This window comes from Amycolatopsis keratiniphila subsp. keratiniphila, from assembly GCF_001620365.2.
In the GTDB taxonomy this organism is placed as follows: Bacteria; Actinomycetota; Actinomycetes; order Mycobacteriales; family Pseudonocardiaceae; genus Amycolatopsis; species Amycolatopsis keratiniphila.
Map to the genome: position 1 here is coordinate 61340 of NZ_LQMT02000003.1, position 24107 is coordinate 85446.

Annotated in this window: 25 protein-coding genes; 18 read left to right on the forward strand and 7 right to left on the reverse strand. The window is 68.6% G+C overall.

What is annotated here, in order from left to right; translation table 11 throughout:
• Positions 1–22: 22 nt before the first annotated feature.
• Entirely contained in the window at positions 23–517 is a 495-nt protein-coding gene (locus AVR91_RS00785; RefSeq protein WP_063271941.1) for an OsmC family protein, read from the reverse strand.
• A 122-nt stretch (positions 518–639) separates the two neighbouring features.
• On the opposite strand from AVR91_RS00785, the gene AVR91_RS00790 reads away from it, so the two are divergent.
• Together AVR91_RS00790 and AVR91_RS00795 are read left to right on the forward strand one after the other, a co-directional pair.
• Entirely contained in the window at positions 640–1575 is a 936-nt protein-coding gene (locus AVR91_RS00790) for an LLM class F420-dependent oxidoreductase (RefSeq protein WP_063271942.1), read from the forward strand.
• 139 nt (positions 1576–1714) lie between these two features.
• Entirely contained in the window at positions 1715–2938 is a 1224-nt protein-coding gene (locus tag AVR91_RS00795; RefSeq protein WP_063271943.1) for an MFS transporter, read from the forward strand.
• Here AVR91_RS00795 and AVR91_RS00800 read toward each other — a convergent pair.
• Both AVR91_RS00800 and AVR91_RS00805 read right to left on the reverse strand, forming a co-directional pair.
• Positions 2922–4460 carry an amino acid permease gene (locus AVR91_RS00800; RefSeq protein ID WP_063271944.1) on the reverse strand — a complete coding sequence of 513 codons (1539 nt, stop codon included), beginning with the start codon at positions 4458–4460 and terminating at the stop codon, positions 2922–2924. The two genes, AVR91_RS00795 and AVR91_RS00800, sit on opposite strands and share 17 nt — an antisense overlap.
• 253 nt (positions 4461–4713) lie before the next feature.
• Complete coding sequence (locus tag AVR91_RS00805) at positions 4714–5832, reverse strand: glycerophosphodiester phosphodiesterase (protein WP_063271945.1); 1119 nt, start codon at positions 5830–5832, stop codon at positions 4714–4716.
• 176 nt (positions 5833–6008) lie between these two features.
• Here AVR91_RS00805 and purD point away from each other — a divergent pair, with 176 nt between their 5' ends.
• The 7 genes from purD to AVR91_RS00840 all read left to right on the forward strand — a co-directional run bounded on the left by purD (position 6009) and on the right by AVR91_RS00840 (position 12446).
• Positions 6009–7271, forward strand: a complete 1263-nt coding sequence (gene purD, locus AVR91_RS00810) for a phosphoribosylamine--glycine ligase (protein WP_063271946.1) — start codon at positions 6009–6011, stop codon at positions 7269–7271.
• A gap of 136 nt (positions 7272–7407) precedes the next feature.
• A complete protein-coding gene (locus tag AVR91_RS00815) occupies positions 7408–7794 on the forward strand; it encodes a PE domain-containing protein (RefSeq protein ID WP_063271947.1) in 387 nt (128 codons plus the stop codon).
• Entirely contained in the window at positions 7745–8386 is a 642-nt protein-coding gene (locus AVR91_RS00820; RefSeq protein ID WP_228708079.1) for a DUF3558 domain-containing protein, read from the forward strand. Before AVR91_RS00815 ends, AVR91_RS00820 begins: the two co-directional genes overlap by 50 nt.
• 10 nt (positions 8387–8396) lie before the next feature.
• Entirely contained in the window at positions 8397–10052 is a 1656-nt protein-coding gene (locus tag AVR91_RS00825) for a PPE domain-containing protein (RefSeq protein WP_063271948.1), read from the forward strand.
• 4 nt (positions 10053–10056) lie between these two features.
• A complete protein-coding gene (locus tag AVR91_RS00830; protein ID WP_076153351.1) occupies positions 10057–10827 on the forward strand; it encodes an ESX secretion-associated protein EspG in 771 nt (256 codons plus the stop codon).
• Between the two features lie 147 nt (positions 10828–10974).
• Positions 10975–11286, forward strand: a complete 312-nt coding sequence (locus tag AVR91_RS00835) for a hypothetical protein (protein ID WP_038521469.1) — start codon at positions 10975–10977, stop codon at positions 11284–11286.
• 44 nt (positions 11287–11330) lie between these two features.
• A complete protein-coding gene (locus tag AVR91_RS00840) occupies positions 11331–12446 on the forward strand; it encodes a transglycosylase SLT domain-containing protein (protein WP_063271949.1) in 1116 nt (371 codons plus the stop codon).
• 247 nt (positions 12447–12693) lie between these two features.
• Here AVR91_RS00840 and AVR91_RS00845 read toward each other — a convergent pair whose 3' ends face one another.
• A complete protein-coding gene (locus tag AVR91_RS00845; RefSeq protein WP_063271950.1) occupies positions 12694–13878 on the reverse strand; it encodes an FAD-dependent monooxygenase in 1185 nt (394 codons plus the stop codon).
• 143 nt (positions 13879–14021) lie between these two features.
• Between AVR91_RS00845 and AVR91_RS00850 the strand changes: the two genes are divergently transcribed.
• The 3 genes from AVR91_RS00850 (at position 14022) to AVR91_RS00860 (ending at position 16395) form a co-directional block, all read left to right on the forward strand.
• Positions 14022–14930, forward strand: a complete 909-nt coding sequence (locus AVR91_RS00850) for a TetR/AcrR family transcriptional regulator C-terminal domain-containing protein (protein WP_063271951.1) — start codon at positions 14022–14024, stop codon at positions 14928–14930.
• A 9-nt stretch (positions 14931–14939) separates the two neighbouring features.
• Complete coding sequence (locus tag AVR91_RS00855) at positions 14940–16124, forward strand: pyridoxal phosphate-dependent aminotransferase (protein ID WP_063271952.1); 1185 nt, start codon at positions 14940–14942, stop codon at positions 16122–16124.
• An 85-nt stretch (positions 16125–16209) separates the two neighbouring features.
• Entirely contained in the window at positions 16210–16395 is a 186-nt protein-coding gene (locus AVR91_RS00860; RefSeq protein WP_007032516.1) for a hypothetical protein, read from the forward strand.
• On the opposite strand, the gene AVR91_RS00865 is transcribed toward AVR91_RS00860, so the two are convergent.
• From AVR91_RS00865 to AVR91_RS00875, 3 genes are all read right to left on the reverse strand, one after another.
• Positions 16392–17213, reverse strand: coding sequence for an SAM-dependent methyltransferase (locus tag AVR91_RS00865; RefSeq protein ID WP_063271953.1), 822 nt, complete (start codon positions 17211–17213; stop codon positions 16392–16394). The genes AVR91_RS00860 and AVR91_RS00865 overlap by 4 nt on opposite strands.
• A gap of 88 nt (positions 17214–17301) precedes the next feature.
• Entirely contained in the window at positions 17302–17892 is a 591-nt protein-coding gene (locus tag AVR91_RS00870) for an HAD family hydrolase (protein WP_063271954.1), read from the reverse strand.
• Between the two features lie 2 nt (positions 17893–17894).
• Positions 17895–18923, reverse strand: a complete 1029-nt coding sequence (locus tag AVR91_RS00875) for a threonine aldolase family protein (RefSeq protein WP_063271955.1) — start codon at positions 18921–18923, stop codon at positions 17895–17897.
• A gap of 135 nt (positions 18924–19058) precedes the next feature.
• Between AVR91_RS00875 and AVR91_RS00880 the strand changes: the two genes are divergently transcribed.
• The 6 genes from AVR91_RS00880 to AVR91_RS00905 all read left to right on the forward strand — a co-directional run bounded on the left by AVR91_RS00880 (position 19059) and on the right by AVR91_RS00905 (position 24102).
• A complete protein-coding gene (locus tag AVR91_RS00880; protein WP_005152531.1) occupies positions 19059–19577 on the forward strand; it encodes a SigE family RNA polymerase sigma factor in 519 nt (172 codons plus the stop codon).
• Positions 19564–20265 carry a hypothetical protein gene (locus AVR91_RS00885; protein ID WP_063271956.1) on the forward strand — a complete coding sequence of 234 codons (702 nt, stop codon included), beginning with the start codon at positions 19564–19566 and terminating at the stop codon, positions 20263–20265. Before AVR91_RS00880 ends, AVR91_RS00885 begins: the two co-directional genes overlap by 14 nt.
• 23 nt (positions 20266–20288) lie before the next feature.
• A complete protein-coding gene (locus tag AVR91_RS00890; RefSeq protein WP_037334651.1) occupies positions 20289–20882 on the forward strand; it encodes a TetR/AcrR family transcriptional regulator in 594 nt (197 codons plus the stop codon).
• A 19-nt stretch (positions 20883–20901) separates the two neighbouring features.
• Entirely contained in the window at positions 20902–22332 is a 1431-nt protein-coding gene (gene purB, locus AVR91_RS00895) for an adenylosuccinate lyase (RefSeq protein ID WP_063271957.1), read from the forward strand.
• Between the two features lie 163 nt (positions 22333–22495).
• On the forward strand, positions 22496–23323 hold the full coding sequence (locus AVR91_RS00900) for a substrate-binding periplasmic protein (protein ID WP_083737294.1): 828 nt from the start codon (positions 22496–22498) through the stop codon (positions 23321–23323).
• A 5-nt stretch (positions 23324–23328) separates the two neighbouring features.
• Positions 23329–24102 carry an ABC transporter substrate-binding protein gene (locus tag AVR91_RS00905; RefSeq protein ID WP_063271958.1) on the forward strand — a complete coding sequence of 258 codons (774 nt, stop codon included), beginning with the start codon at positions 23329–23331 and terminating at the stop codon, positions 24100–24102.
• Positions 24103–24107: the final 5 nt, after the last annotated feature.

The following is a 24107-nucleotide window of genomic DNA, read 5'->3' on the forward strand; positions in this document are numbered from 1 at the left end:
GGAACGGCCCGTTCATAGCGTCTTAAGCGAGCGAAGTCTTCACCGGCGTCGGGTTCCGGAACAGGTCCAGCACCGGGCAGTGCTCGTCCACCTGTCGCTTCAGATCCTCGTAGACCTCCGCCCCGGCAGGCCCGCTCAGCTCGACCGAAACACGCACATCCCCGAAGCCCGGCCGGGTCTCCGAGAACCCGAAGAACCCGTGCAGGTCGATGTCGCCGTCCACGGTCACCTGCACGCCTTCGAGCGGCACACCGAGCTTCGACGCCCAGAACTGGTACGTGATCACCTGGCACGAGCCCAGCGCGGCCAGCGCGTACTCGACCGGGTTCGCCGCGGTGTCGGTGCCGCCGAGCGCGGCGGGCTCGTCGACGGCGAACGAGTGGTCGCGCACCCGCACGTCCACCCGGGTCGCGGTCCCTGGGGTCAGCGCGTTGGCGACGCTGAACGAGACGGCGGCGTTGCGCGGGTCGGCGTCGACGGCGGTCTTGGTTCCTTCGATGACATCGGTCAGCGACATCGGGTCTCTCCAGGATCGAGGTGTCGGACGCCGCCCAGGGTGGGCCAACACCGGGATCCGCGCGCATGATCCCAACTGGTGAACGGCGAAATATCCTCAAGGCGCCGTCGTTGCCGTCGAACATGACCATCGGAGTGGCACTCCCGTCCGGGGACACCGCGGACGCCGTCAACATCGTCGACGAACTCATCACGCAGACCCGGCAGGCAGCCGACGCGGGCCTTACGTCCGTCTGGTTCTCGCAGCAGATGGAGCACGACGCGATCACCGTCGCCGCCCTCGCGGGCCGTGCGGTCCCGGGAATCACCGTCGGGACGAGCGTCGTCCCGATCTACCCGCGGCATCCCCTGCTGATCACCGGTCTCGCGCAGACGGCGCAGGCCGCCACCGGGGGCCGCTTCGTGCTCGGCCTGGGGACCGGTGCGAAGAACTGGCTCGAACCGGCGTACGGCATCGAGTACCCGTCGCCGATCAAACACCTTCGCGAGTACCTCACGATCCTCCGGCAGGTGCTCAGCGGCGGCGAAGTCGACTTCCACGGCGAGACGGTCCGGGCGCACGCCAAGGGCTTCGCGGCCTCGCTTTCCGTCGCGGGGTCTTCGGACATCCCGGTGATCGTCGCCGCGATGGGACGGCAGGCGCTGCGCGTCACCGGCGAGCTCGCCGACGGCACGATCCCGTTCCTCGCCGGGCCGAAGGCCCTTTCCGGGCTGATCGTCCCGGAGCTCACCAAGGCCGCCGCCGGCCGTCCGGCGCCGCGCGTCATCGCCATGGTCCCGGTCGTCGTGACCGATGATCCCGACGGTGTCCGCGCCGCGGTCGACCGGCAGTACGCGTTCTTCCGCGACATCCCCTCCTATCGCGCGGTCTTCGACGCCCAGGGCGTGGATTCCGCCGGTGAGCTGGTGATCGCGGGGGACGAGGAGACCGTCGCGGCCGAGATCCGGCGGTACTTCGACGCCGGGGCGACCGAGGTCGTCGCGGCACAGAGCGGCATCCGGAACGCCGAAGAGCGGCTCCGCACCTGGCAGGTTCTCGGGGAGCTCGCGAAGCGCTGACCTTGTGTCATGAAAGGGCCGTTCAGGACATTCATCGTCCTGAACGGCCCTTTCATGTCATTCAGGAGACCAGTGGCCTTGCTCACAGCGTTCGGATTGTGCATACTCGTGCGCATAGCGAACACAGCTGGAGGTCCCCATGTCCCCTGCCGCGGCCCGTTCGTGGGTGGTCCCACTCGCCTGGACGGCGGTACTGCTCGACGGATTCGACCTGGTCGTCCTGGGCACGGTGCTGCCCGCGCTGCTCCGTGACCACGTCTGGGGCCTGACACCGGGCACGGCGTCGGTGATCTCGACGTTCGGCCTGATCGGCATGACGATCGGCGCGCTGGCGATCGGCACGATCACCGACCTCATCGGCCGCCGGAAGGCGCTGATCATCGCGGTCACCGCCTTCTCGGCGTTCACCGCGTTGTGCGCGATCTCGCCGTCGGCGTTCGTCTTCGGTCTGCTGCGCTTCCTCGCCGGGCTGGGTCTCGGCGGCTGCCTGCCGACGGCGATCGCGCTGGTCACCGAGTACGCCCGCAAGGGAAAGGGCGGCAGCGCGACCACCACGGTGATGACCGGCTATCACGTCGGCGCGGTGCTCACGGCCTTGCTCGGCATCTGGCTGATCCAGCCGCTCGGCTGGCGCGCGATGTTCATCGCGGGCGCGCTGCCCGCGCTCGTGCTGGTCCCGTTGATGATCAAGTACCTGCCGGAGTCCGAGACCTTCGAGCGTGCGCGGGAGACACAGGAGAAGTCGGCGACGGAGGTGGTCGGCGGGCTGTTCCGCGGCGGGCTCCTGCGCGCCACCATCGCGTTCTGGGTGACGTCGTTCATGGGCCTGCTGCTGGTCTACGGGCTCAACACCTGGCTGCCGGAGATCATGCGGCAGGCCGGGTACCCGCTGGGCGCGGCGCTCGGGCTGCTGCTCACGCTGAACCTCGGCGGTGTCGTCGGCCTGCTCGTCGCGGGCCGGGTGGCGGACAAGGTGGGCGTCCGGCCGGCGGTGATCTTCTGGTTCCTCGGGGCGGCCGTGTTCCTCGCCCTGCTGAGCGTGAAGCTGCCCGCCGTCGGCCTGTACGTGGCCGTGTTCCTCACCGGCGGTTTCGTGTTCAGCGCGCAGGTGCTCGTGTACGCGTACATCGGCAAGACGTACCCGGACGTCATGCGCGCCACCGGCATCGGCTGGGCGGCGGGGGTCGGCCGTGTCGGCGCGATCTGCGGCCCGATCCTCGGCGGCGCGCTGCTGAGCGCCGGGATCGCGTATCCGTGGGGTTTCTACGCCTTCGCCGGAGTCGGGGCGTTGGGAGCGGCCGCGGTGACCGGAGTCCGCGCGGGCCGCTCCCGGGAGAACGTCGCCGCTACCCCAGCTCCTTGAGTTCCTTTTCCACGGCGGCGAGTTCCTCCTCGGAACCCTGCACCTTCGGACCTGTGAACCACTTGCGTGCCGAGGCGAACCACCACACCGCCGCACCACCGAGTACGACGAGGAAGGCGATGGGCGTGTAGTTGAAACTGTCGATGGTGACCGGTGATCCCTGCGGGAGCATGAAAAGCACGAAGATGAAGCACACCCACACGGTCGCGATGGTCCCGATGAGCTTGCCCCAGCGGCCGAGGTTCCACGGTCCTGGCTCGAAGTCGTCGCCCTTGCGCACCCGCAGGAACACCGGGATCACGTAGGCCACGTAGAGACCGACGACGGCGATCGAGGTCACCGCCGCGTAGGCGGTCGCGCTCCACAAGTACGGCAGGGCGAGCAGGAGCGCGCCGCCCGCGGCCAGCCACACCGCGTTGGTGGGTGTCTGGGTGCGCTTGTTGATGCGGTGCCAGAACTTCGAACCCGGGATCGCGCCGTCGCGGGCGAAGGCGTAGATCATCCGTGAGTTCGCGGTCACCGACGCCATCCCGCAGAACAGCTGGGCGCCGATGCAGATCAGCAGGAGGAACTTGCCGGTCGTCGCGCCGGTCGCGTCGATGAAGATCTGCGCGGGCGGCACCCCGGTCTCGGAGCCCACGGCGCCGTCGTAGTCCTGGATGGCGAAGGTGAGGCCGATCAGCAGGATCCACCCGGCGACCAAGGAGACGAGGATCGAGTTGATGATGCCGCGCGGTCCGGCCTTCGCCGCGTTCTTGGTCTCCTCGGTCATATGCGCCGAGGCGTCATAGCCGGTCAGCGTGTACTGCGCGACGAGAAGCCCCAATAAGAAGACGTAGACCGGTGAAGCCCAGCCGGTCTTGTTCACGAACTCGCCGAAGACGAAGGACGCGTCCTGGTGCTTGGCGGGCACGACGATCAGCACCCCGACGATGACCAGCACCCCCACCAGATGCCACCACACGCTGATGCTGTTCAGCAGCGCCACGATCTTGACGCCGAAGGTGTTCAGCAGGCCGTGGATCACCAGGATGATCGCCAGCAGCAGGATCGTGTTGCCCGGCGTCGCCTCGAAGCCGAACTGCAGATCGAGGAAGGCGTTGAGGAACAGCGCCGCGCCGAAGTCGATCCCCGCGGTGACGGCGATCTGCCCGATGAGGTTGAACCAGCCGGTGAACCACGACCAGGCCGCGCCGTTACGCGGGGCCAGCTTCGCGGCCCAGTAGTAGAGGCCGCCCGCGGTCGGGTAGCTGGAGCAGACCTCGGCCATGCCGAGCCCGACGAGGATGACGAACAGGCCGACCAGCGGCCAGCCCCAGATCATCGCGGCTGGTCCGCCGGTCTTCATGCCGAACCCGTAGAGGGTCAGGCAGCCGGAGAGGATCGAGATGATCGTGAAGGAGACGGCGAAGTTGGAGAAGGTCGACATCGTGCGCCGGAGTTCCTGCGCGTAGCCGAGTTGGTGGAGCCGGGCACTGTCTTCGTCGGCGGGTTCTGCGGCCTGCTTGTCAGAGACATCCATCGGGCACCCACTTAAAAGGTATGCGGACAGACCATTGAGATCCGCCGAAATTAGGCCCGCCGACCTGCGCATGTCAAGGTCCCGTCAAGAAACCCTTCCCCAGATGTCATGAAAGGGTCGTTCAGGACGGATTTCGTCCTGAACGACCCTTTCATGACACTCGCCTCTGCGCCCGCTACAGGCTCCCTGAAGTACGTGAAGGCCCCCTTCACTGCGCTAGACGCAATGAAGGGGGCCTTCACGTACCGAGAGGTCAGCGCCCCTGGAAGGCCTTCACGGCCTCCAGCGCCGTGTCCGGGTGATCGGCGAAGTACCCGTCGACACCCGCCTTCAGGAACGCCTCCTGCTCGGCGAACGCGTTGCCGTACTCGGCGGGGTTCGCCGACGAACGCAGGTTCTGCGGGAGGAAGTTGTTCTCGTTGCGGAACGTGTACGGCCCGACCTTCAGCCCGGCCTTGTGCGCGTCGGCGACGAGCCTGGTCGGCTGCCCCAGCGCACCGTTCACCACCGGGATGACCTGCGCCTTCTCCGGGCCCAGGTAGTCCGCGTACTTCGAGATCTCCTTCAGGCCTGCCGGCGTCACGAGGTCGGCGTACGTCCGCGGGTCACCCTTCGCGATGAAGTCGGCCGGAGCGCCGGACGCCGAGGTCAGCTGCAGCAGCGGCACTCGCACCTGACGCGAGAGCTCGATCAGGTTCGACACCTCGAACGACTGGATGATCACCGGCGCCTTCGGGTGGTTGAGCCCGTTGCGCTTGATCAGCTCGACCAGCTTCGGCTCGGTCGGGTTCTTGATCGACGCGAAGTAGGTCGAGTGCTTGATCTCCGGGTACGTCCCCAGCTCGCGGCGCAGTTCGCGGCCGAGGCGGCGCGTCAGATCGAGCACCTCCTGGTAGGTGGCGATCTGGTAGCGGCCGTCGTAGATCTTGTTGTTCGGCCGCAGCTGCGGGATGCGCTCGGTCGCGCGCAGGGTCTTCAGCTCGGCGAGCGTGAAGTCCTCGGTGAACCAGCCGGTGAACGACGTGCCGTCGATGACCTTCGTCGTCTTCCGGTTCGCGAACTCGGGGTGCTTCGCGACGTCGGTGGTCCCGCCGATCTCGTTCTCGTGCCGGGCGACGAGCTGGCCGTCCTTGGTCGGCACCAGGTCGACGTCGACCCAGTCGACGCCCTGACGGTAGGCGAGCTCATACGAGGCGAGCGTGTGCTCCGGGCGGTAGCCGGGGGCGCCGCGGTGTCCGACGATCACCGGCCCATCGTGGCCCTTGGCCGACGCCGACACATCCCGGGCACCCGGCTCGGCGGCGCCGGCCAACCCGGTGACACTGAGTACGGCGAGTCCGGACAGGGCGAGCACGCCCAGGCGCTTTCGCATGGTGGATGACCTCTTTCGCTTGAACTCGGGGTACCGCGCCACCCTTGACGCAGGAGGCGTCCGGTCGGCGAAGACGGACCGGCGGAGGCCTGACCGCCGGGTGAACGCCGGATGGAACCACCCGCTCGAGGACGGCGACGTCTCTGTAGCTCACCGGCCCGGTTACCCTGTGCGTCGTGCGCGTACTGGTAATCGGGTCCGGCGCCCGTGAGCATGCACTCGTCCTCGCGGTCGCGGAAGACCCTTCCGTCACCGCACTGGCCTGTGCCCCGGGCAACGCCGGCACCTCTTCGGTGGCCGAGCAGCTCGGCGTCGACGCGGCCGACCCCGAATCGGTCGCCGCCCTCGCGAAGCAGTGGCAGGCGGACCTGGTGGTGGTCGGCCCCGAGGTTCCGCTGGTGGCGGGCGTCGCCGACGCGGTCCGGAAGGCGGGCATCGCCTGCTTCGGTCCCTCCGCCTCCGCGGCCAGGATCGAGGGCTCGAAGGCCTTCGCGAAGGACGTCATGGCGGCCGCGAAGGTGCCGACGGCGCACTGCGAGGTCGTCGACAACCCGGCCCGCCTCGATGCCGCGCTCGGCCGGTTCGGCCCCACCTGGGTGGTCAAGGACGACGGTCTCGCCGCGGGCAAGGGTGTCGTGGTCACCAAGGACGTCGACGTCGCGCGCAAGCACGCCCTGATGCTCCTCGACGGCGGGCACCCGGTGCTCCTGGAGTCGTTCCTCGACGGCCCGGAGGCCTCTCTCTTCTGCTTCGTCGACGGCCGCACGGTCGTCCCGCTGCTGCCCGCGCAGGACTTCAAGCGCGTCGGCGACGGCGACGCCGGCCCGAACACCGGCGGCATGGGGGCGTACGCGCCGTTGCCGTGGGCGCCGAAGGACCTGGTCGACGACGTCGTCGCCCGCATCGTCCAGCCCGTGGTCGACGAGCTCGACGAGCGCGGCGCCACCTTCTCCGGCCTGCTCTACGCCGGTCTCGCGCTGACTTCCGAAGGTCCGCAGGTCATCGAGTTCAACTGCCGGTTCGGCGACCCGGAGACCCAGGTCGTCCTGGCGCTGCTGCGCAGCCCGCTCGGCAAGGTCCTGCACGCGACGGCGACCGGCAAGCTCGCCGAGCTGCCGCCGCTGGAGTGGGATTCCGGCGCGGCGGTCACCGTCGTGCTCGCCGCGGACGGCTACCCCGGCAAGCCGAGGACCGGCGACGTCATCACCGGCGGCGAACTCGAAGGCGTGCTCCACGCGGGCACCCGCCGCCGCGACGACGGTGCCGTGGTCTCCTCCGGCGGCCGTGTGCTGTCGGTCGTCGGCACCGGCAAGAACCTGAAGGCCGCCCGCAAGGACGCCTACGCGACGGTCGAGAAGGTCCACCTGGCCGGCTCCCACCACCGCACCGACATCGCCCTCCTCGCCGCCAAGGGAGAGATCGCCACCCCGGTCTCGTGAATTCCGGACGGAACCTTCCCGGTACCTGGTGCGTCTAACCCGGTATTTCCGGCAAAGCTTAGGCAGCCGATACATCCGCGTTGGTAGCCTCAGGCAGGACGAACGGTCACCGTGCGCAGTGTCCAAGGGGTGGGGAATGGCAGCATCGGGCAAGGTCCAGAACCTCACGTCGGCGGTCCCGACGCCACCGTCGGTGGCCGACATCAGAGTCGATCCGTCGAAGCTGCTCGAAGTGGCGAAGATCGTCGAAGAGCAGGTCGACGCGTTGCAGGACAAGCTCATGACGCGGCTCGACCAGCTGCGGATCGACACTCCGGCCAACGACACGGTGAGCGTGCACGCGACCGACGTGTGGAACTCGCTCGTGGCCGACGGCGACCAGTCGTACGCCGCGCAGGTCCGGGCGTACGTGGCCGGTCTGCGGGGTCTGGTCAGCCAGCTCCGCACGGCGGCCAAGGAGTACAAGACCAGTGATGCGGACAAGGCCGCCGCGTTCGGGGACCGTGGTGTTCACCGGGCGTAGCTCCCGTGTGCTGGTGTCCGGCGGCGTGCTCACCCTCGCACTGGCCGGATGCACCACGGACACGGGCGGGCAGGCCTACCCCGACAAACCCGCGCTGGCTTCGGCCACGCAGGGTGCCAAGGCGTCCGCGCTGCCGGCCAGGCCCGCCGAGCTGAACCTCCAGGGTGCCGATCCGTGTGCCCTGCTCGCCGATCCGCAGCTCGACCGGCTCGAGATCAACAGCAAACCGCGCGCGGCCGCGGAACCGATCGACGGGCCGACCTGTGTCTTCGACGCGGACGCGGAGCAGCCCTTCCACAGCTATTACGTCCGCACGATCACCGCGGACGTCGAAGAATGGTTCACCGGCAAGCGCCGGAAGAACAGCATGACGACGGAGCCGACGCAGGTCGGCGGTTTCCCCGCCATCAGGAACCACCGCGACGCCGGCACGCCGGGTGATTGCGAAACGCTCGTCGGTGTCGCCAAGGGGCAGACGCTGGCGGTGCGGGCCGTCACCGTCACCGCCGGCGCGTTCACCATGCCGCAGCTGTGCGAGAAATCCGCACTGGCGGCCGATTTGGCTTTGCAGACCTTGAAAGCACGCAACTAGGGAGGGCGGCGTGAACGTTTCCGACCTCGCGGGCAGGCTCCGCGATCTTCGGTTCGACGGCTACACCGACACCGGGATCGCGACCGAGATCGAGCAGTTCCGCAGCGGCGACGGCACCGGCAGCATCGGCATCGCCGTCGACGCGCTGAAATCCGTCGCGGGCGCGCTCGCCGACACCGACAAGACGCTGCGCGACGAGCTGGGCAAGCTCGGCGTGGAATGGCAGAGCGAAGCGGGCGGCGCCGCCGGTCAGGTGTTCACCGAGCAGGCGGGCTTCTCCCAGGACGCGAACACGAAGGTCTCGCATTCCGCGGAGATGATCTTCGCCCAGGGTGAGGCCTTCAACCGGACGCTGCACAAGCTCCCGGATCCCGAAGTGGTCCGGAAGGGCGCCGGCGGCCTGACCGTCGGCGACGTCCTGCTGAGCCTCATCGGGTTCGAGACCGACCACGCCAAGACGGTCAGCGCCGCGAACAACGCGCGGGCGCAGGCGCAGGAGGCGTTGAACGACTACGCCAAGACGAGCGGCGAGAACCTGCTGTCGACCGACACCCTGGCCGACCCGCAGGCGATGAACCTGACCCAGACCACGACCACCGCCGGGGCGGGCGGCGGGTCCGGCCCGCTCGACCTCGCGGGCACGGCCACGGACCTCACCCCGGATGGCAGTGTGCGCCCGGCGTCGGCGGCCGTCGAGTCGAAGTACGTGCCGCCGGTCGCGCAGCCGGTCAGCCACCCGAAGGCGCCGTCCTACGACGCTCCGACCCCGGCGTACGGCGTCGCCATGGGCGGCGGAACGGCTCGGAAGACCGCTTCGGCGGCGCCCGCCCCGGGCGCGACCGTTCCCGCGGGCTCGACCACGCCGTCCGGCACGTCGAAGCCCGCCCCGGCGCCGGGCACCGGCTGGGTGACGCCGAACCGGCCGTCCCCGCAGCCCGAACAGGGCAGGCCGTCGTACCCGGGCACCGGCTCGCCCGTCTCGCCGCCGTTCGTCCCGCCGGGCGCGCCGAACACCCCGAACGTCCCGCCGCCGGGTCAGTCCACCGGCAGCGCGCCGCCGAACAGCACCACGTCGGCGCAGCCGCTCGGCAAGTCGTTCGGCCCCGGTCCCGGTATCGACGGTGCCCTCGGCAAGGGGCCCGGCTCCAGCTCCGGTCCCGGTGTCTTCGGCAACGTCGGCGGTGGCACCGGCGGCGGTGACCAGGCGCTCGGCAAGGGCCGCTCAGTCGGCTCCGGACCGCAGACGCCGATGGCCCCCGGCAACGAATCCGGCCGCGGCTTCCCCGCCGTCCCGAAGATCACCGGCCCGGCCGCGGGCGACCTGGGCGCCGGGGCCGCCGCGCTCGGTGCCGGTGTCGCCGGTGGCGCGCTGAGCGGCGACAAGGAACGCGACCGCCGTCCCCGTCAGGAAGGCGGCGTCAAGCCGACCCGGCAGCTGCCGATCGGCGAGCTTCCCGAAGAGGAGGCCATGCGGCGCTCGGAGAAGATCGGCGCGAAGCAGCCGAAGCCCGAGTCGAAGTTCATGGAGCGCGCCGCCACCCAGGACGTCGAAGAGGACGCCGAGCACATCAGGCGTTACGGCGTCGACGACAAGGACCTGTTCACCGACGAGCGGCTGGTGTCGCCCGACGTGATCGGTGACCACGGCAACCGGGAAGCGCGCTGAACCTGTGCCGAACGACAACGGCAGCCTGGTGCTGTCCGCACTCGAGTTCGAAATGCTCTGGGAAGCCGAAAGGCTGCCCCGCCGCCATGTCGCGCTCGACGTGCCGAGCCCCGGAACGACCCACACGGAGCGGGCGGCACTGATCGAAGAGGCCTGGGAATCCCTGCGCGCGCGAGGGCTCGCGCGGGGACACCAGGCGTCGGGCGAACTGGTCGACATGCTGAACCTGTTCGCGCATCCCAGGCTCGCCATCGACGTCTGGGTGTGGACCGACCGCGAGATCAAGGGCCAGGCGGTCAGCGTCGGCAACCAGGCGTTGCTCGGCGTGATCGACTCCGGTCAGGTGTGGCTGATCCCCGCCCGCGAGAGCTCACTGGCCGAGGCAGCCGTCTCGGTCGCGGGTGATCTCGGCCCCGGCGTCGGCCAGTCGATCAGCATCCCCCACGACCTCCTGGTCCAGGCCGACGCCGCCGCCCGCGGCGACGCGAAAGCGCTGGTCACCGCGCTGGAAGACCTGGACGTACCGCTCTGGCAGGCGCAAGAGGTGGCGGGCATGCTGCTCGGCCAGGAGGCCCGTGGCCAGTTCGGCGCCGAACGCGCGGGCCGCGACGGCCGCCCCCGCCGCGCGGACAGCGTGGTCGCCTTCTACGACACGGACGCGGGCCGCTATCTGTTCCAGGTCGCGCGGAACCGCGACGGACGGGATTGGGCGACCATCACCCCGGCGGACAATCAGTTGCTGGCGACGCGTATCCGGGAAGTCGCCGATTTCTGATTCGCCCGATTATCGGCGGGGTGGAAGTTGGCGTGGATACGCACACGGCCCACTGCCGAGGTCTTAAAGTATGCGCGGGAACCGTCGTGATCGGCCACGCGTCAGATCGGGCGGACACAAGTTTTTCCGTGAAGGGGATGACGAACCGTGCCTGTGTACGACCCGGATTCCATGGGGATCGCCGCCGGTCAGGTGGAGAAGCTCAAGGACGAGTTCGAGAAGACCAAAAAAGGCGTCACCGGTATGGATGACGAGAAGGAAAGCCCCTTCGGCGGAGTGGACGAGCACGGTGACGCGCAGGGCGCGGTCGGCAAGTTCAAGCAGGGAGTGCACAACGAATTCGATTCGGCCGGCCAGCTGATGGAGGCCACGGCCTTCGTGCTGCGAAAGGCGGCGGGGTTGATCAAGGAGACCGAAGCGGTCCACGTGGACAACCTGAAGGTGCACGGGGACCTGTGACGACTCGCCAGGCCTGGGGGCCGAAGACCAAGGGGGCTTGAGCAGTGGCTTTGAACGGTGTCGGCGCCGGCACGCCGGATGGCTGGGACGGACTGGTCCAGAAGGCCGAGCAGATCAGCAAAGTCAACCTCGCCGCCATTCAGAACGCGTCGAGGCAGTTCAAGACGGCCGCCGACAACGCGGGTGATCACAGCGCGGCGTTGAAAACGTCGACCGAAGCGCTGAACGGCGGCGTCTGGGCCGGGCCCGCCGCGGAAGCGTTCTTCGAGTACGTCAAGTCGATCACCACGGCCGGGAAGAACGTCGAAGAGCAGCTGGGCAAGGTCGTCGACGACCTCAGTCGCGTCCACACCGATCTCGGCAACATCAAGGCCCAGGTGAAGGGCGTCTACGAAGACGCCGAAGCGGCGGTCAACACCAGGAACGCGCAGGCGGAGAAGGACAAGAACGCGGCGATCACGGCCGCCGCGCAGGCCGAGAAGGATCACAAACCGGCGCCGAGCCCTTCGGCCGACGAGATCATCCAGAAGGCCAAGACCGACATCAACGGCATCGCCAAGGACGCCGACGGCCGGGTCAAGGGCCTGCTCGACCAGGCCAACCAGATGATCCAGAAGTCCCAAGAGCTGATGAAGAAGGACATCCAGGGCGGTTACTCCACCGTCCCGATGCCCGGCAAGGACGGCTCCGTCCCCAAGCGCACCGGTGGTCTCCACACCGGTGGCGGTGGAGGAGGCGGCGGTGGCGGTGGTGGGGGCGGCGGCCTCGGGCCGAGCGGAGGTCCCCCGTCGACGACGCCACCGGGCAACGTCCAGCAGTGGATCCAGGAGGCCATCAAGATCCTGCAGGCCAACGGGATCCCGGTGACCGAGGCGGACATCCAGAAGATCTGGACGATCATCGAGAAGGAGTCCGGCGGTAACCCCAACGCCATCAACAACTGGGACTCCAACGCGGCGAAGGGCACACCGTCCAAGGGTTTGATGCAGTGCATCGACCCGACCTTCAACGCGCACAAGCTTCCCGGGCACGACGACATCTACAACCCGGTGGACAACATCATCGCGGGCGTGCGGTACACGTTCTCGCGGTACGGCGGTTTCGAAGGCCACCCGGGTCTGAAGTCCATGGCCGGTGGCGGCGGATACCAGGGCTACTAACGCCTCGTCCCGGCCGCCACGCGTGATCCGATGGACGACACGCGTGACTGGACGGCCGCCACGCTCGCGGTCGTATTGCGTCGCGTGACGTCCGTCTGGACACATGTGTCGTCCGTCCAATCACGCGTGTCGGCCGCCCAGTCACGCGAGTCCTTGGCCGTCGTGTTGCGAAAGCCACTTTCGCAACCTTCAAAGTTGCGAAAGTGACTTTCGCAACACGCCTTCGGCGCCCGACATTGCCGAGCGGTCAGTAATCCTTGAGCACCAAGGCGTTCGCCGCTTCCGTGAGCGGTCGCATGGCCGCCTTCATCACCCGGTCGCGGAACGGCAGATAGGGCAGCAACCGCATCGACTGGATCTGCTTCCACTGCCGGAACCGCGTCTGCTTCTTCTGGTTCAGCGAAGCCAGTGCCTGGTTCCGGAGGATGAACGGCCGCATTTCCCTTTCGTAGGAAGAAAAAGCGGCGCGGTGGTCAAGGGAAGCGGCCAGCGAACCGGCGAGCACGTAAGCCCCGACGAGTGCCAAACTGGTGCCCTGTCCCGAAAGTGGCGACGGTCCATAGCCCGCGTCGCCGACCAGCGCGACCCGCCCGTCGGTGAACCGGTCCATCCGGATCTGGGCCATGGAGTCGAAGTACAGCTCGCTCGACGCCATTTCGCGAAGCAGCCTAGGCACTTCCCAGCCTTGGCCCGCGAACCGGTCGGCGATCAGTTTTCGTTGCCGCTCCAGGTCGTGCCGGTCGAAGTCGAGTTCCGGCGACTGGAAACCGAGCATCGCCCGCGCTTCCGTGTTCTTTCGCGCGCTGTACAGCCCGGCCAGTTTCCCCGGCGTCATGTGGAAGGTCTGCCAGCGGTCCAGATCGAGGAAGTTCGGCACGGTGAACACCGCGAGATAGGTGTCCAGATAATGCGAAAACTCTTTCTCCGCACCGAAAACCAGTGATCGCACCGCCGAGTGCTGCCCGTCCGCGCCGATGACGAGGTCGAAGTCCCGCCCCTCCCCGTGGGCGAAGGCGACCCGGACGCCGTCCGGCTGCTGCGAGATCCCGGTGATCCAGTTCCCGTAGGCGTACTCGACACCCTCTTGAGCGACCGACGCCAGTGTGTCGGTGAGATCGTCCCGCAGGATCTCGACGTCTTCGCTGTCGGTGAGCCCGCCGGTCAGCGTGTGGTCGGTGACCTTCACGAGGGTCTTGCCCGCGCCGTTCACGAACGACATCCCGCACATATCCGTCCGCAGCTCCCGGAGGCGCTCGAGCACGCCCATCCGGTCGACGACGCCGAGCGCCGTGCCGCGAATGTCGACCGCGTGCCCGCCGACCCGGGGCACAGGTGCCCGCTCGACGACCGTCGGCGCGAAACCGTGCCGCCGCAGCCAGTACGCCAGCGTCGTACCGGCGATACCCGCGCCCGAAATCAGGACCTTCCGCATGTCCACTCCCTGTGTACGGTGGTTTGAAGCACTGCGTACAACGTATGGACACTTCAGCGAAGCCCCAGGAAAACGCACAGAAAATCTTCGCTGCACTAGTGCGGTCCGGCTAGTGCGCTGCCTGGAATGCGATAGGGTGCACTATGGCAGGAATCGATCCGCCCTACCTGCGGATCGCCGCCGAGATCCGTCGCCGGATCACGTCCGGCGAGCTTCGCGAGGGCGACAAGGTCCCCTCGACCCGCCGGATCATCGCCGAGTGGGGTGTCGCGATGGCGACCGCGACGAAGGTGCTCGCCACGCTCAAACGGGACGGCCTTGTCGTCGCCAAACCCGGCGCGGGCACGGTCGTCGCGAGCCGCGCCGGAAAGGCCGCGCCGAGGTCCGAGGCGGACCTGTCCCGCGAGCGAGTGGTGAAGGCCGCGATCCGGATCGCCGACGCCGAGGGAATCCGCGCGCTCTCGATGCGCCGCGTCGCCTCCGGTCTCGGCGTCGCGACGATGGCGCTTTATCGCCATGTCACCGCGAAGGAGGAGCTGATCCTCGAAATGGCGGACATGGCCCTCGGCGAGATCCGCTTCCCACCCGAACCGCCACCCGGCTGGCGAGCTCAGCTGGAGCTGATGGCGAGGGCGCAATGGGCCCTGTTCCGGCGGCATCCCTGGCTCGCGCAAGCGCTTTCGATCACCCGCCCGCAGCCGCTGCCGAACCTGCTCGCCCACGCGGATTGGGCGACCCGTGCGCTCGACGGTCACGGCCTCCCACCGTCGACGATCATGTACGCGCACATCACGATCTTCAACCACGTCCGCGGCATCGCGCTCAGCTTCGAGGCGGAGGCCGACACCGAATCCGGCACCGCGGTTTCGGCCGACGCCTGGCTGGCGGAGCACGAGCCGATCCTCTGGGACCTGGTCTCCGGCGGCCGGTTCCCGAACTTCGCCGGTGTCGTCTCGCGCGCTCCGTTCGACTACGACCTCGACACGCTCTTCGAGTTCGGCCTGCAACGGCTCCTCGACGGCTACGCGGTTCTCTTCTCGAAGGCGAGTTAGCCTCACCTCATGCTCATCCCCGGTCCCGCCGCACGTTCCGACGTCCCGCCGTTCCACGTCATGGACGTCCTTTCGGCCGCACAGGCCCGGCAGCGCAGCCATGGCGACCTGGTCCCGTTGCTCGCCGGTCAGCCGTCCGCGCCGGCACCGCAACCCGTGCTCGAAGCCGCGCAGCGGGCGCTGAAGGACCACAACCTCGGCTACACCGAGCAGCTCGGCATCCCGGAGCTGCGCGAGGCCGTCGCGGAGCACTACAACCGCACGTACCCGGTCGACGTGAGCCCGCAGGACGTCATCATGACGACCGGTTCTTCCGGCGGTTTCCTGCTTTCGTTCCTCAGCGCCTTCGAGGCGGGCGACCGCGTCGCGATGGCGCGGCCCGGCTATCCGGCCTACCGCAACCTGCTGAAGGTGCTCGGTTGCGAGGTCGTCGAGTTCGCCACTGGGGCGGACACGAACTTCCAGCCGACCGTCGCGTTGCTCGACGAGTTGGGGCCGATCAGGGGACTCATCGTGGCCAGCCCGAGCAATCCGACCGGCACCGTCCTGCCGCCGGGTGAACTGGCGGCGATCAGCGGCTGGTGCGCGTCACGCGGTGTGCAGCTGATCAGCGACGAGATCTACCACGGGATCTCCTACGGCGCCGGGCTCGACTGCGCCTGGCAGTACGGCAACGAAGCGCTCGTCCTCGGCTCGTTTTCCAAGTACTTCGCCATGACCGGCTGGCGGCTCGGCTGGATGCTCGCGCCGCAGCGGCTGCATCGCGCGATCGACGTCCTGACCGGCAACTTCACCATCTGCCCGCCCGCGGTCTCCCAGCACGCCGCGGTCGCCGCGTTCACCCCGGAGGCGTACGCGGAGGCCAATGGCCACGTCGAGCGCTACCGGGCCAACCGCGACGTGCTCTTCGCCGGCCTCAAGGGCATCGGTATCGACAAGCTGGCACCGGCCGAAGGCGCCTTCTACGCCTACGCCGACGTCTCCGCGTACACGACCGACAGCCTCAGCTGGTGCCAGCGGCTCCTCGCCGACACCGGCGTCGCGATCGCCCCCGGGATCGACTTCGACCCGGTCGACGGCGGCCGGTTCGTGCGGTTCTCCTTCGCGGGTTCTCGCGAGGACATCGAGGAAGGGGTCCGCAGGCTGGGCGACTGGCTCGGTCAGGGGGAACCCGGAAATCACCCTGAACGTTAGGCGGAATGAAGGCGCTCGCGAGCTCTGCCTGACAACCTGGACTCACCGGGCCCGCTCGGGCACGGTGAGGCAATCGGAGGATGCCATGTTCTGGAAGATCGTCGGCGGGCTGATCCTGGCTTGGGTGGCCTTCATGGTGCTCGGATCCGTGCTCGGTTTCCTCGTGAAGGCCGTTTTTTGGATCGCCGTCATCGGCGGCGCGGTCTTCCTCGGCACGGCCGCGTACGGCGCCATCAAGGGCAAGGGCACCCCGAAGCAGCTCCGCCGCTAAGGCTTACGCGCCACCCCGCCGAGCGACGTGAAGTTCACGGGCGAAAGCGGGGTGAAGCGCGGGCCGTCCGGCCACCACAGGTGCGGGTACGTCAGCCCGGGCTCCATGAGGTCGAGTCCTTCGAAGAACGACTCGATCTCGTCACGCGTGCGGTACAGCGTGTCCAGCCCCGTGCCGTTGAAGCGCTTCTCGAGCGCCGTCGCGACGTCGGCGGCTTCGGAGCCGTCGGCGGGGTTGTGCTGGTGCAGCAGCGCGACGAACGAGCCCGGGGCCAGCGCGTCGACGTAGGCGCGGACGATCTTCCGTGCCTCGTCGAGGTCCTGGAGGTGATGGACGATCGCGCACAGGACCAGCCCGACGGGCCGCTCGAAGTCCAGCCGGTGGGTGCGGGCGAGTTGCTCGACGACCTCGGCCGGTTCGGTCAGGTCCGCGGCGACCATATGCGCGAAGTCGTTCGCCGCGAGCAACGCGCGGCCATGCGCCTGCACCACCGGATCCCGGTCGACGTAGACGACCTGCGCCTCGGGGTTGTACCGCTGCGCGACCTGGTGCGTGTTGTCCATGCTCGGGAAGCCGGAGCCGAGGTCGAGGAACTGGTCGATGCCTTCCTGATCGGTCAGGTAGCGCACGGTCCGCACCAGCCAGTGCCGGACCTCCTTGGCCATCGTCCGCGCGTCCGGCGAGATCTCCAGGATCTGGCGCAGCGCCACCCTGTCGGCCTCGTAGTTGTCCTGGCCGCCCATGAGCGCGTCGAAGACCCTCGCGATGCTCGGCCGGTCGAAATCGACGGGCACGAACGGGCGCTGGTCCGCTGACATGGGCACCTACCGGGGTAACTCGGTTTGGACGCGTTCAGCGTAGGTCATCGGCTTCACCGCGCGTAAGCGGATGAGCGGTGAGGGTGAATTATTCCTCCGAAGAGCCGAAACTGGATTTCGCTGTTGTCACGCCGACCCAGCGTTCGGCCTTCATCCCCACCGCCCGCGCACCGTCCACATTGGACTGACGATCGTCGAAGAACAGGCAGTCGCCCGGTTCGGCGCCGAGTTCGGCGAGCAGGATCCGATAGATCTTCGCGTCGGGCTTCATGCAGCCGAGGTCGCCGGAGAAGAGCTTCACCCGGAACAGCTTCGCCCACTCCTGCTCGCGAACCCAGCGGCCGAAGGTGGACGACGCGTTCGAGAGCAGCGCGAGCGCCGCGCCTGCTTCGTGCAGCCCTTCCAGGAGTTCGAGGACGTCCGGTTCGAGATGCGTCCAGCCCTCGACGTCGATGCGGGTCAGTTCGTCGGCGAACGCCTTGTCGACCGGGACGTTCAGCGCGCGGCCGACGTTCTGCCAGTACTCGAGGTCCGAGCCGCCGGAGTCGTACTGGACCCGCTCGGCCCAGTAGTGCGGTTCGAAGTCGGCGACGTCGAGGTCGAAGGCCTTGGCCAGGGTCGGCAGCGCGTCGGTGTGCTCGCTGATGACGTCGCCGTAGTCGAAGACGATCCAGTTCATGTTCAGCCCCCGGTCTTGATGCGTTGAAGGGTTTCTTCGATGTCCGCGGCGGAAAGGTCCCGGTGCGCCACGAACCGGATCCGGCCCGAGCTGGGCAGCGTCAAGATCCCGAGCCCGGCCAGCCACGCCAGCCGTCCTTCGAGGTCCGGTGCGGTGACCTGCACGATGTTGGTCTCGGGAGTGTTGACCTCCCAGCCGTGCTCGGCGAACCCGGCCGCGAGCCGGGTCGCGTTCTCGTGTGTTTCGGCGAGGTCGCCGATGCGGTCCAGCGCGACCATGCAGGCCGCGGCCAGCACGCCGGCCTGGCGGACGCCGCCGCCGAGCATCTGGCGCATCCGCCGCGCCTTCTCGACGAACTCCTCGCTGCCGGCCACCACCGAGCCGACGGGCGCGCCGAGTCCCTTCGAGAAGCACGCGGACACGGTGTCGACGCCGACCGTGAGCGCCGCGGGCGGGACCTCCAGCGCGACCGACGCGTGCCAGATCCGGGCGCCGTCGAGGTGCACGGTCAGCCCGGCCTCCTTCGCCACCGCGACCAGCTGGGCGTGTTCGTCGGGCGGGGTGACCGCGCCGCCCGCCGTGTTGTGCGTGTTCTCCAGGCACAACAGCGGGGTGCGCAGCGCGTAGTACGGCCCGCGCGGGACGCCGATCGCGGCCGAAAGCGTCTCCGGCGTCGGCCGTCCGGGCCCGGCGTCGTGCTCCAGCGGCTCCGGCATGCCGCCCGCGAGCCACGCGGCGGAACCGAGCTCGTCGGTGATGACGTGCGACCCCCGCGGCGCGAGGAACCGATCGCCACGCTGGAGATGGATGCTCAGCGCGATCAGGTTCGCCATGGTCCCGGACGGGGTCCAGAGCGCGGCGGGCATGCCGAGGAGTTTCGCGGCGCGCTGTTCGAGCGCGGAGACGGTCGGGTCACCGTCGAGGACGTTGTCGCCGACCTCGGCCTTCGCCATGGCCTGGCGCATGACGTCGTCGGGGCGGGTGACGGTGTCGGAGCGGAAATCGAGCAGCGGGAGAGAGCGCGAGGTCACGGTACGATCACATCACATCGACGGGCCCGCGATGAATCTCGTCCCCGGCTGGTCCGCCGCGCCCGCTCATGCAACCGTGGACGCCCCCGGTTCCGTCCTACCCACCGACGAGGCAAGAGCGGAGACAATAACCGCGTGAACCAGCGCGACGAACAAGAATTCGCGGAGTACTTCGCCGCGAAGCGGGACTCCGTGCGCAGGACCGCGTACATGCTCTGCGGTGACTGGCATCGTGCGGACGATCTCGCGCAGACGGCGTTCGTCGCGCTGCACCGGAGGTGGAAGAAGATCAGAGAACGGGCGGCGACCGACGCCTACGTGCGGAAGACGCTGGTCAGGGCGGCCATCGACGAGTCGAGGCGGCCGTGGCGGCGGGAGTGGCAGACCGAAGAGCTGCCCGAACCGCCGCAGGACGGCTTCGACCTCGGCGAACAGGTCGTCACCAGGGAAGACCTGCTGGCCGCGTTGCGCGAAGTGCCCCCGAAGCAGCGGGCCGTGCTGGTGCTCAGGTTCTTCGAGGGGCTTGATGTCGGCGCGGCGGCGAAGGCGCTGGGCTGCAGCGAAGGGAACGTGAAGAGCCAGACCGCGCGCGGGCTGGCGAATCTCAGGCAGGTCATGGAGAAGGAGGAGGTGGCACGGGATGGACGAGAATGACCTGAAGGCGTTGTTCCGTGACGCCCCCGGCGACGCGCCGTCGCCGACCTTCGACACCGCCGACGTGGTCCGCGCCTCGAAACGCGCCACCGCTCGACGCCGAAACGGTATCGCGGTGGCCTGTAGTGCGGTGGTTTTGGTGCTGGCCGGGGTGGGCATGTTCGGCGTGCTCGGCGGAACCGACTTCGAACTGGGGACCGCGGCCAAATCCGATCAGGAAGCGGCGTCCGCGGGGCAACCCGGGGCGGCGTCCGCACGTCCTCAGGACGGGGAGTCCTCGAACTTCTCGAACCCGCCGCCTCAGCAGGGGGGCGGCGGATCAGAGAAGACCGGCCCATTGGTGGCCGAAGGCACCTACGGGTGCGACCAGGTGGACCGGGAGCTCGCCACCGCCCTCGCTGGCGAGCTCCCGGTCCCCGTGGATGTCGCCAAGTCGACGCCCGGCGACATCTGTACGACGGGAGCCAGGTCCGCGGGGTTCCAGGTGCCGGGCGGCACGGTCTCCGCGGCGGTCTACCCGGCGGGCTCATCCGTCCCGGTGATGCCCACCGGAGCGGCCGAGGCGCGGCGGACCACCGCCAAGGGGTCGCTCGTGGTCGTGGTGAGCCTCGGCGACGGCTCCGGCAGGCCCGCCCTTCCCGAGTCCGACGTCGACAGGCTGGTCGGCGTGCTCGCCGCCCGTTACTGACCGAGCTGGCAAAATAGCCCGCCATGACCGCCGCAGCGACCACACCGAAGGGTGAGCGACGCCGTGCCGAGCTGATCGAGGCCGCCTCGTCGCTCCTGGCCGAGGGCGGGTTCGACGCCGTGCGGCATCGTGCGGTCGCCGAGCGGGCCGGCCTGCCGCTCGCTTCGACGACGTACTACTTCGACTCGCTGGAAGAACTGGTCACCGCCGCGGTGGAGCATCACGCGAAAGTCGAGCTGGAGGACGGGAGGCAGCGTCTCGACGAGCTGGCGACCCGCAATCGCGGCGTCGAGGCCACCGTCGACCTGGTGCTGGACATGCTCCTCGGCCCGCTTCGCCCCGATCGCGAGGCCGACGCCGAAGCGGTCCTCCTGCGCTACGAACGCCTCGTCGGGACAGGGCGCCGTCCGTACCTTCGTCCCCTGATGCGGACGCTGTCCGCGCAGCTGTACGAGCTGCTCCACGAGATCTTCGCGCGCTCCGGCACTCCTGTGGACGCCACCGAACTGGAGCGGCTCGTCGCCCTGGTCGACGGTGCCGTGGTCAACGCGCTCATCGAGGTCGACCCGGAGCCGAGGGCCGCCGCCGCGCGCATGCTCCAGGCGGCCCTCGCCTAGCGCCGGTTAGTCTGGCCGCGTGACGGACAAGCCCCGCATCCCCAACGTGCTCGCCGGCCGCTACGCCTCGCCTGAGCTGGTCGAACTCTGGTCCCCGGAACGCAAGGTCGTGCTGGAGCGCGAGCTCTGGCTCGCCGTGCTCCGCGCGCAGGCCGACCTCGGCGTCGAGGTACCGGACGGTGTCGTCGCCGACTACGAACGCGTCCTGGAGCAGGTCGACCTCGACTCGATCGCCGCGCGCGAGCGGGTCACCCGGCACGACGTGAAGGCCCGCATCGAGGAGTTCAACGCGCTCGCCGGGCACGAGCACGTCCACAAGGGCATGACGTCGCGGGACCTCACCGAGAACGTCGAGCAGCTGCAGGTGCTGCGCTCGCTGGAGCTGGTGCGCGGCCGCGTCGGCGCGGTGCTGGCCCGGCTCACCGCGATCGCGGTCGAGCACGCCGACACGGTGATGGCAGGCCGTTCGCACAACGTCGCCGCGCAGGCGACGACCCTGGGCAAGCGGTTCGCCACCGCCGCCGACGAATTGCTGGTCGCCTTCGACCGGCTCGAAAACCTCATCGGCCGCTACCCGCTGCGCGGGATCAAGGGCCCGGTCGGCACCGCGCAGGACATGCTCGACCTGCTCGGCGACGAGTCCACTTTGGACGAACTGGAGTCGCGGGTCGCGGCCCACCTCGGCTTCGAGAACGTGTTCACCAGCGTCGGCCAGGTGTACCCGCGTTCGCTCGACTTCGATGTGCTGTCCACCGTCGTCCAGCTCGCGGCCGCCCCGTCGAGCCTGGCGAAGACGATCCGCCTGATGGCCGGCCACGAGCTGGTCACCGAGGGCTTCAAGCCCGGCCAGGTCGGCTCGTCGGCCATGCCGCACAAGATGAACACCCGTTCGTGCGAGCGGGTCAACGGGCTCGCCGTGGTGCTGCGCGGCTACCTGTCGATGATCGGCGAACTCGCCGGCGACCAGTGGAACGAAGGCGACGTGTCCGACTCCGTCGTCCGCCGGGTCGCGCTGCCCGACGCGTTCTTCGCGCTCGACGGTCTGCTGGAGACCTTCCTCACTGTGCTGGCCGAGTTCGGCGCCTTCCCGGCGGTCATCGGACGTGAGCTCGATCGCTATCTGCCGTTCCTCGCGACCACCAAGGTGCTCATGGCCTCGGTCCGCGCGGGCGTCGGGCGTGAAACCGCTCACGAGGCGATCAAGGAGAACGCCGTCGGCGTCGCGCTCGCGATGCGGGAGCAGGGGCTGGCCGAGAACGACCTCCTCGACCGGCTCGCCGCCGACGAGCGCATCCCGCTCGACCGCGGTGAGCTGGACAAACTCCTCGCCGACCGCATCTCGTTCACCGGTGTCGCGCCCCGTCAGGTGGCCGCGATCGCGTCCCGCGTCGAGGCCATTCTGGAGCGTTTCCCGGAGGCGGCGAACTACTCGCCGGCGCCGATTCTCTGACCTGTGAGCAGCCCCACCACGGGGCGTTCACAGAGTGAGACGAAGTTACTCGATCGGGCGAAATGCCTAATCTCGATCGCTGAACCCGGAGCGCCAGGCGGCCCATGAGGCGGCCTGGCGTGTTTGTATCGCGCCTTGCGCGCCGACACCCACGGAAGAAGCGATGAGATCCACGCTGTCGAAAATCGTCGCCGTCGTCACGGCGGGAGCGGCCACCCTCGCCCTCGCCGCCTGCGGCTCCGGTGACGCGAGCACGACCGGCCAGAAGCTGCGGGTCGGCACCCTCACCGACGCGCCGCCGTCCATCTACCTGGAGAACGGCACCTTCACCGGCTACGACAACGAACTGCTGCGCGACATCGCGAAGCGCGAGGGCTTCGAGGTCGAGTTCGTCGGCACCGAGTTCGCCGGGCTGCTCGCCGCCGTCGCCACCAACAAGTTCGACATCGGCAGCTCCACGATCTCCACCACCGAGGCCCGCAAGAAGACCGTCGCGTTCAGCAACGGCTACAGCACCGGGTTCACCTCGATCATCACCAAGAAGGGCGCGGGTCTCAAGGACGTCAGCGCCTTCAACGGCAAGCGGCTCGGCGTCGTGCAGGCGTCGGTGCAGGACGACTTCGCGACCGGCAAGGTGCCCGGCGCCAACGTCGTCCGCTTCCCCGACTACAACGCCGGTTTCGCGCAGCTGAAGGGCGGCAGCCTCGACGGCTGGGTCGTGCCGAAGGACATCGGGCAGAAGTACATCGACCAGAACCCGGACCTGCGGCTGGAGTTCGGCTACACCGTCGAGACCAAGGACACGCCGTCCGCGTTCGCCGTCCGCAAGGACAACAAGGAACTGCTGAAGAAGCTCAACGACGGCCTCGCGAAGGCCGTGGCGGACGGCACCGTCGCCCGCCTGCACGCTCGGTTCTTCAAGACCGAGCCGCTGCCCAAGGAACTCGAACAGGGTGGCCCCGGCCTGCCCGTGCAGAACTCGGGGGTCTGAAAATCATGAAGAAAACGCTGCTCGCCACGCTGGCCGCGGGCCTCGTCGCCGTGCTCGCCGCCTGCGGTGGTGGCGAGTCCGCCACCGAGAAGACCCTCCGCGTCGGGACGCTGAGCGACGCGCCGCCGAACATCTACGTCGAGAACGGCAACTACACCGGCTTCGACAACGAACTGCTGAAGGCCATCGCCGCCAAGCAGAACCTGAAGCTCGAGTTCGCGTCGACCGACTTCTCCTCGCTGCTGGGCCAGGTCGCGAACAACCAGTTCGACATCGGCAGCTCGGCCATCGCGCAGACCGACGAGCGCAAGAAGAACGTCGACTTCTCCAGCCCGTACAACTTCGAGGTCATGAGCATCCAGACCAAGGACGGCTCGCCGATCACCGAGGAGAAGGGCCTGTCCGGCAAGCGGGTCGCGGTCATCCAGGCGACCGTCGGCGACAAGTGGCTCACCTCGACGGTGCCCGACGCGCAGGCCGTCCGCTTCCCGGGATACGCCCCGGCGCTGGCCGCGCTGAAGAGCGGCGCCGTCGACGCCTACATCCTCGACCAGGCGATCGCCGAGACGAACGTCAAGGAGAGCGCCGACGCGAAGCTCAAGGTCGTCAAGTCCTTCACCACCGACGTGCCCCACGGCTTCGCGGTGAAGAAGGGCAACAGCGAGCTGCTCACCAAGATCAACGAGGGCCTCAAGCAGGTCATCGCCGACGGCACCTGGGTCAAGCTGCACGAGAAGTTCCTGCCGACGGCCCCGGTCCCGGACCAGTTCAAGGCGTGAGGATC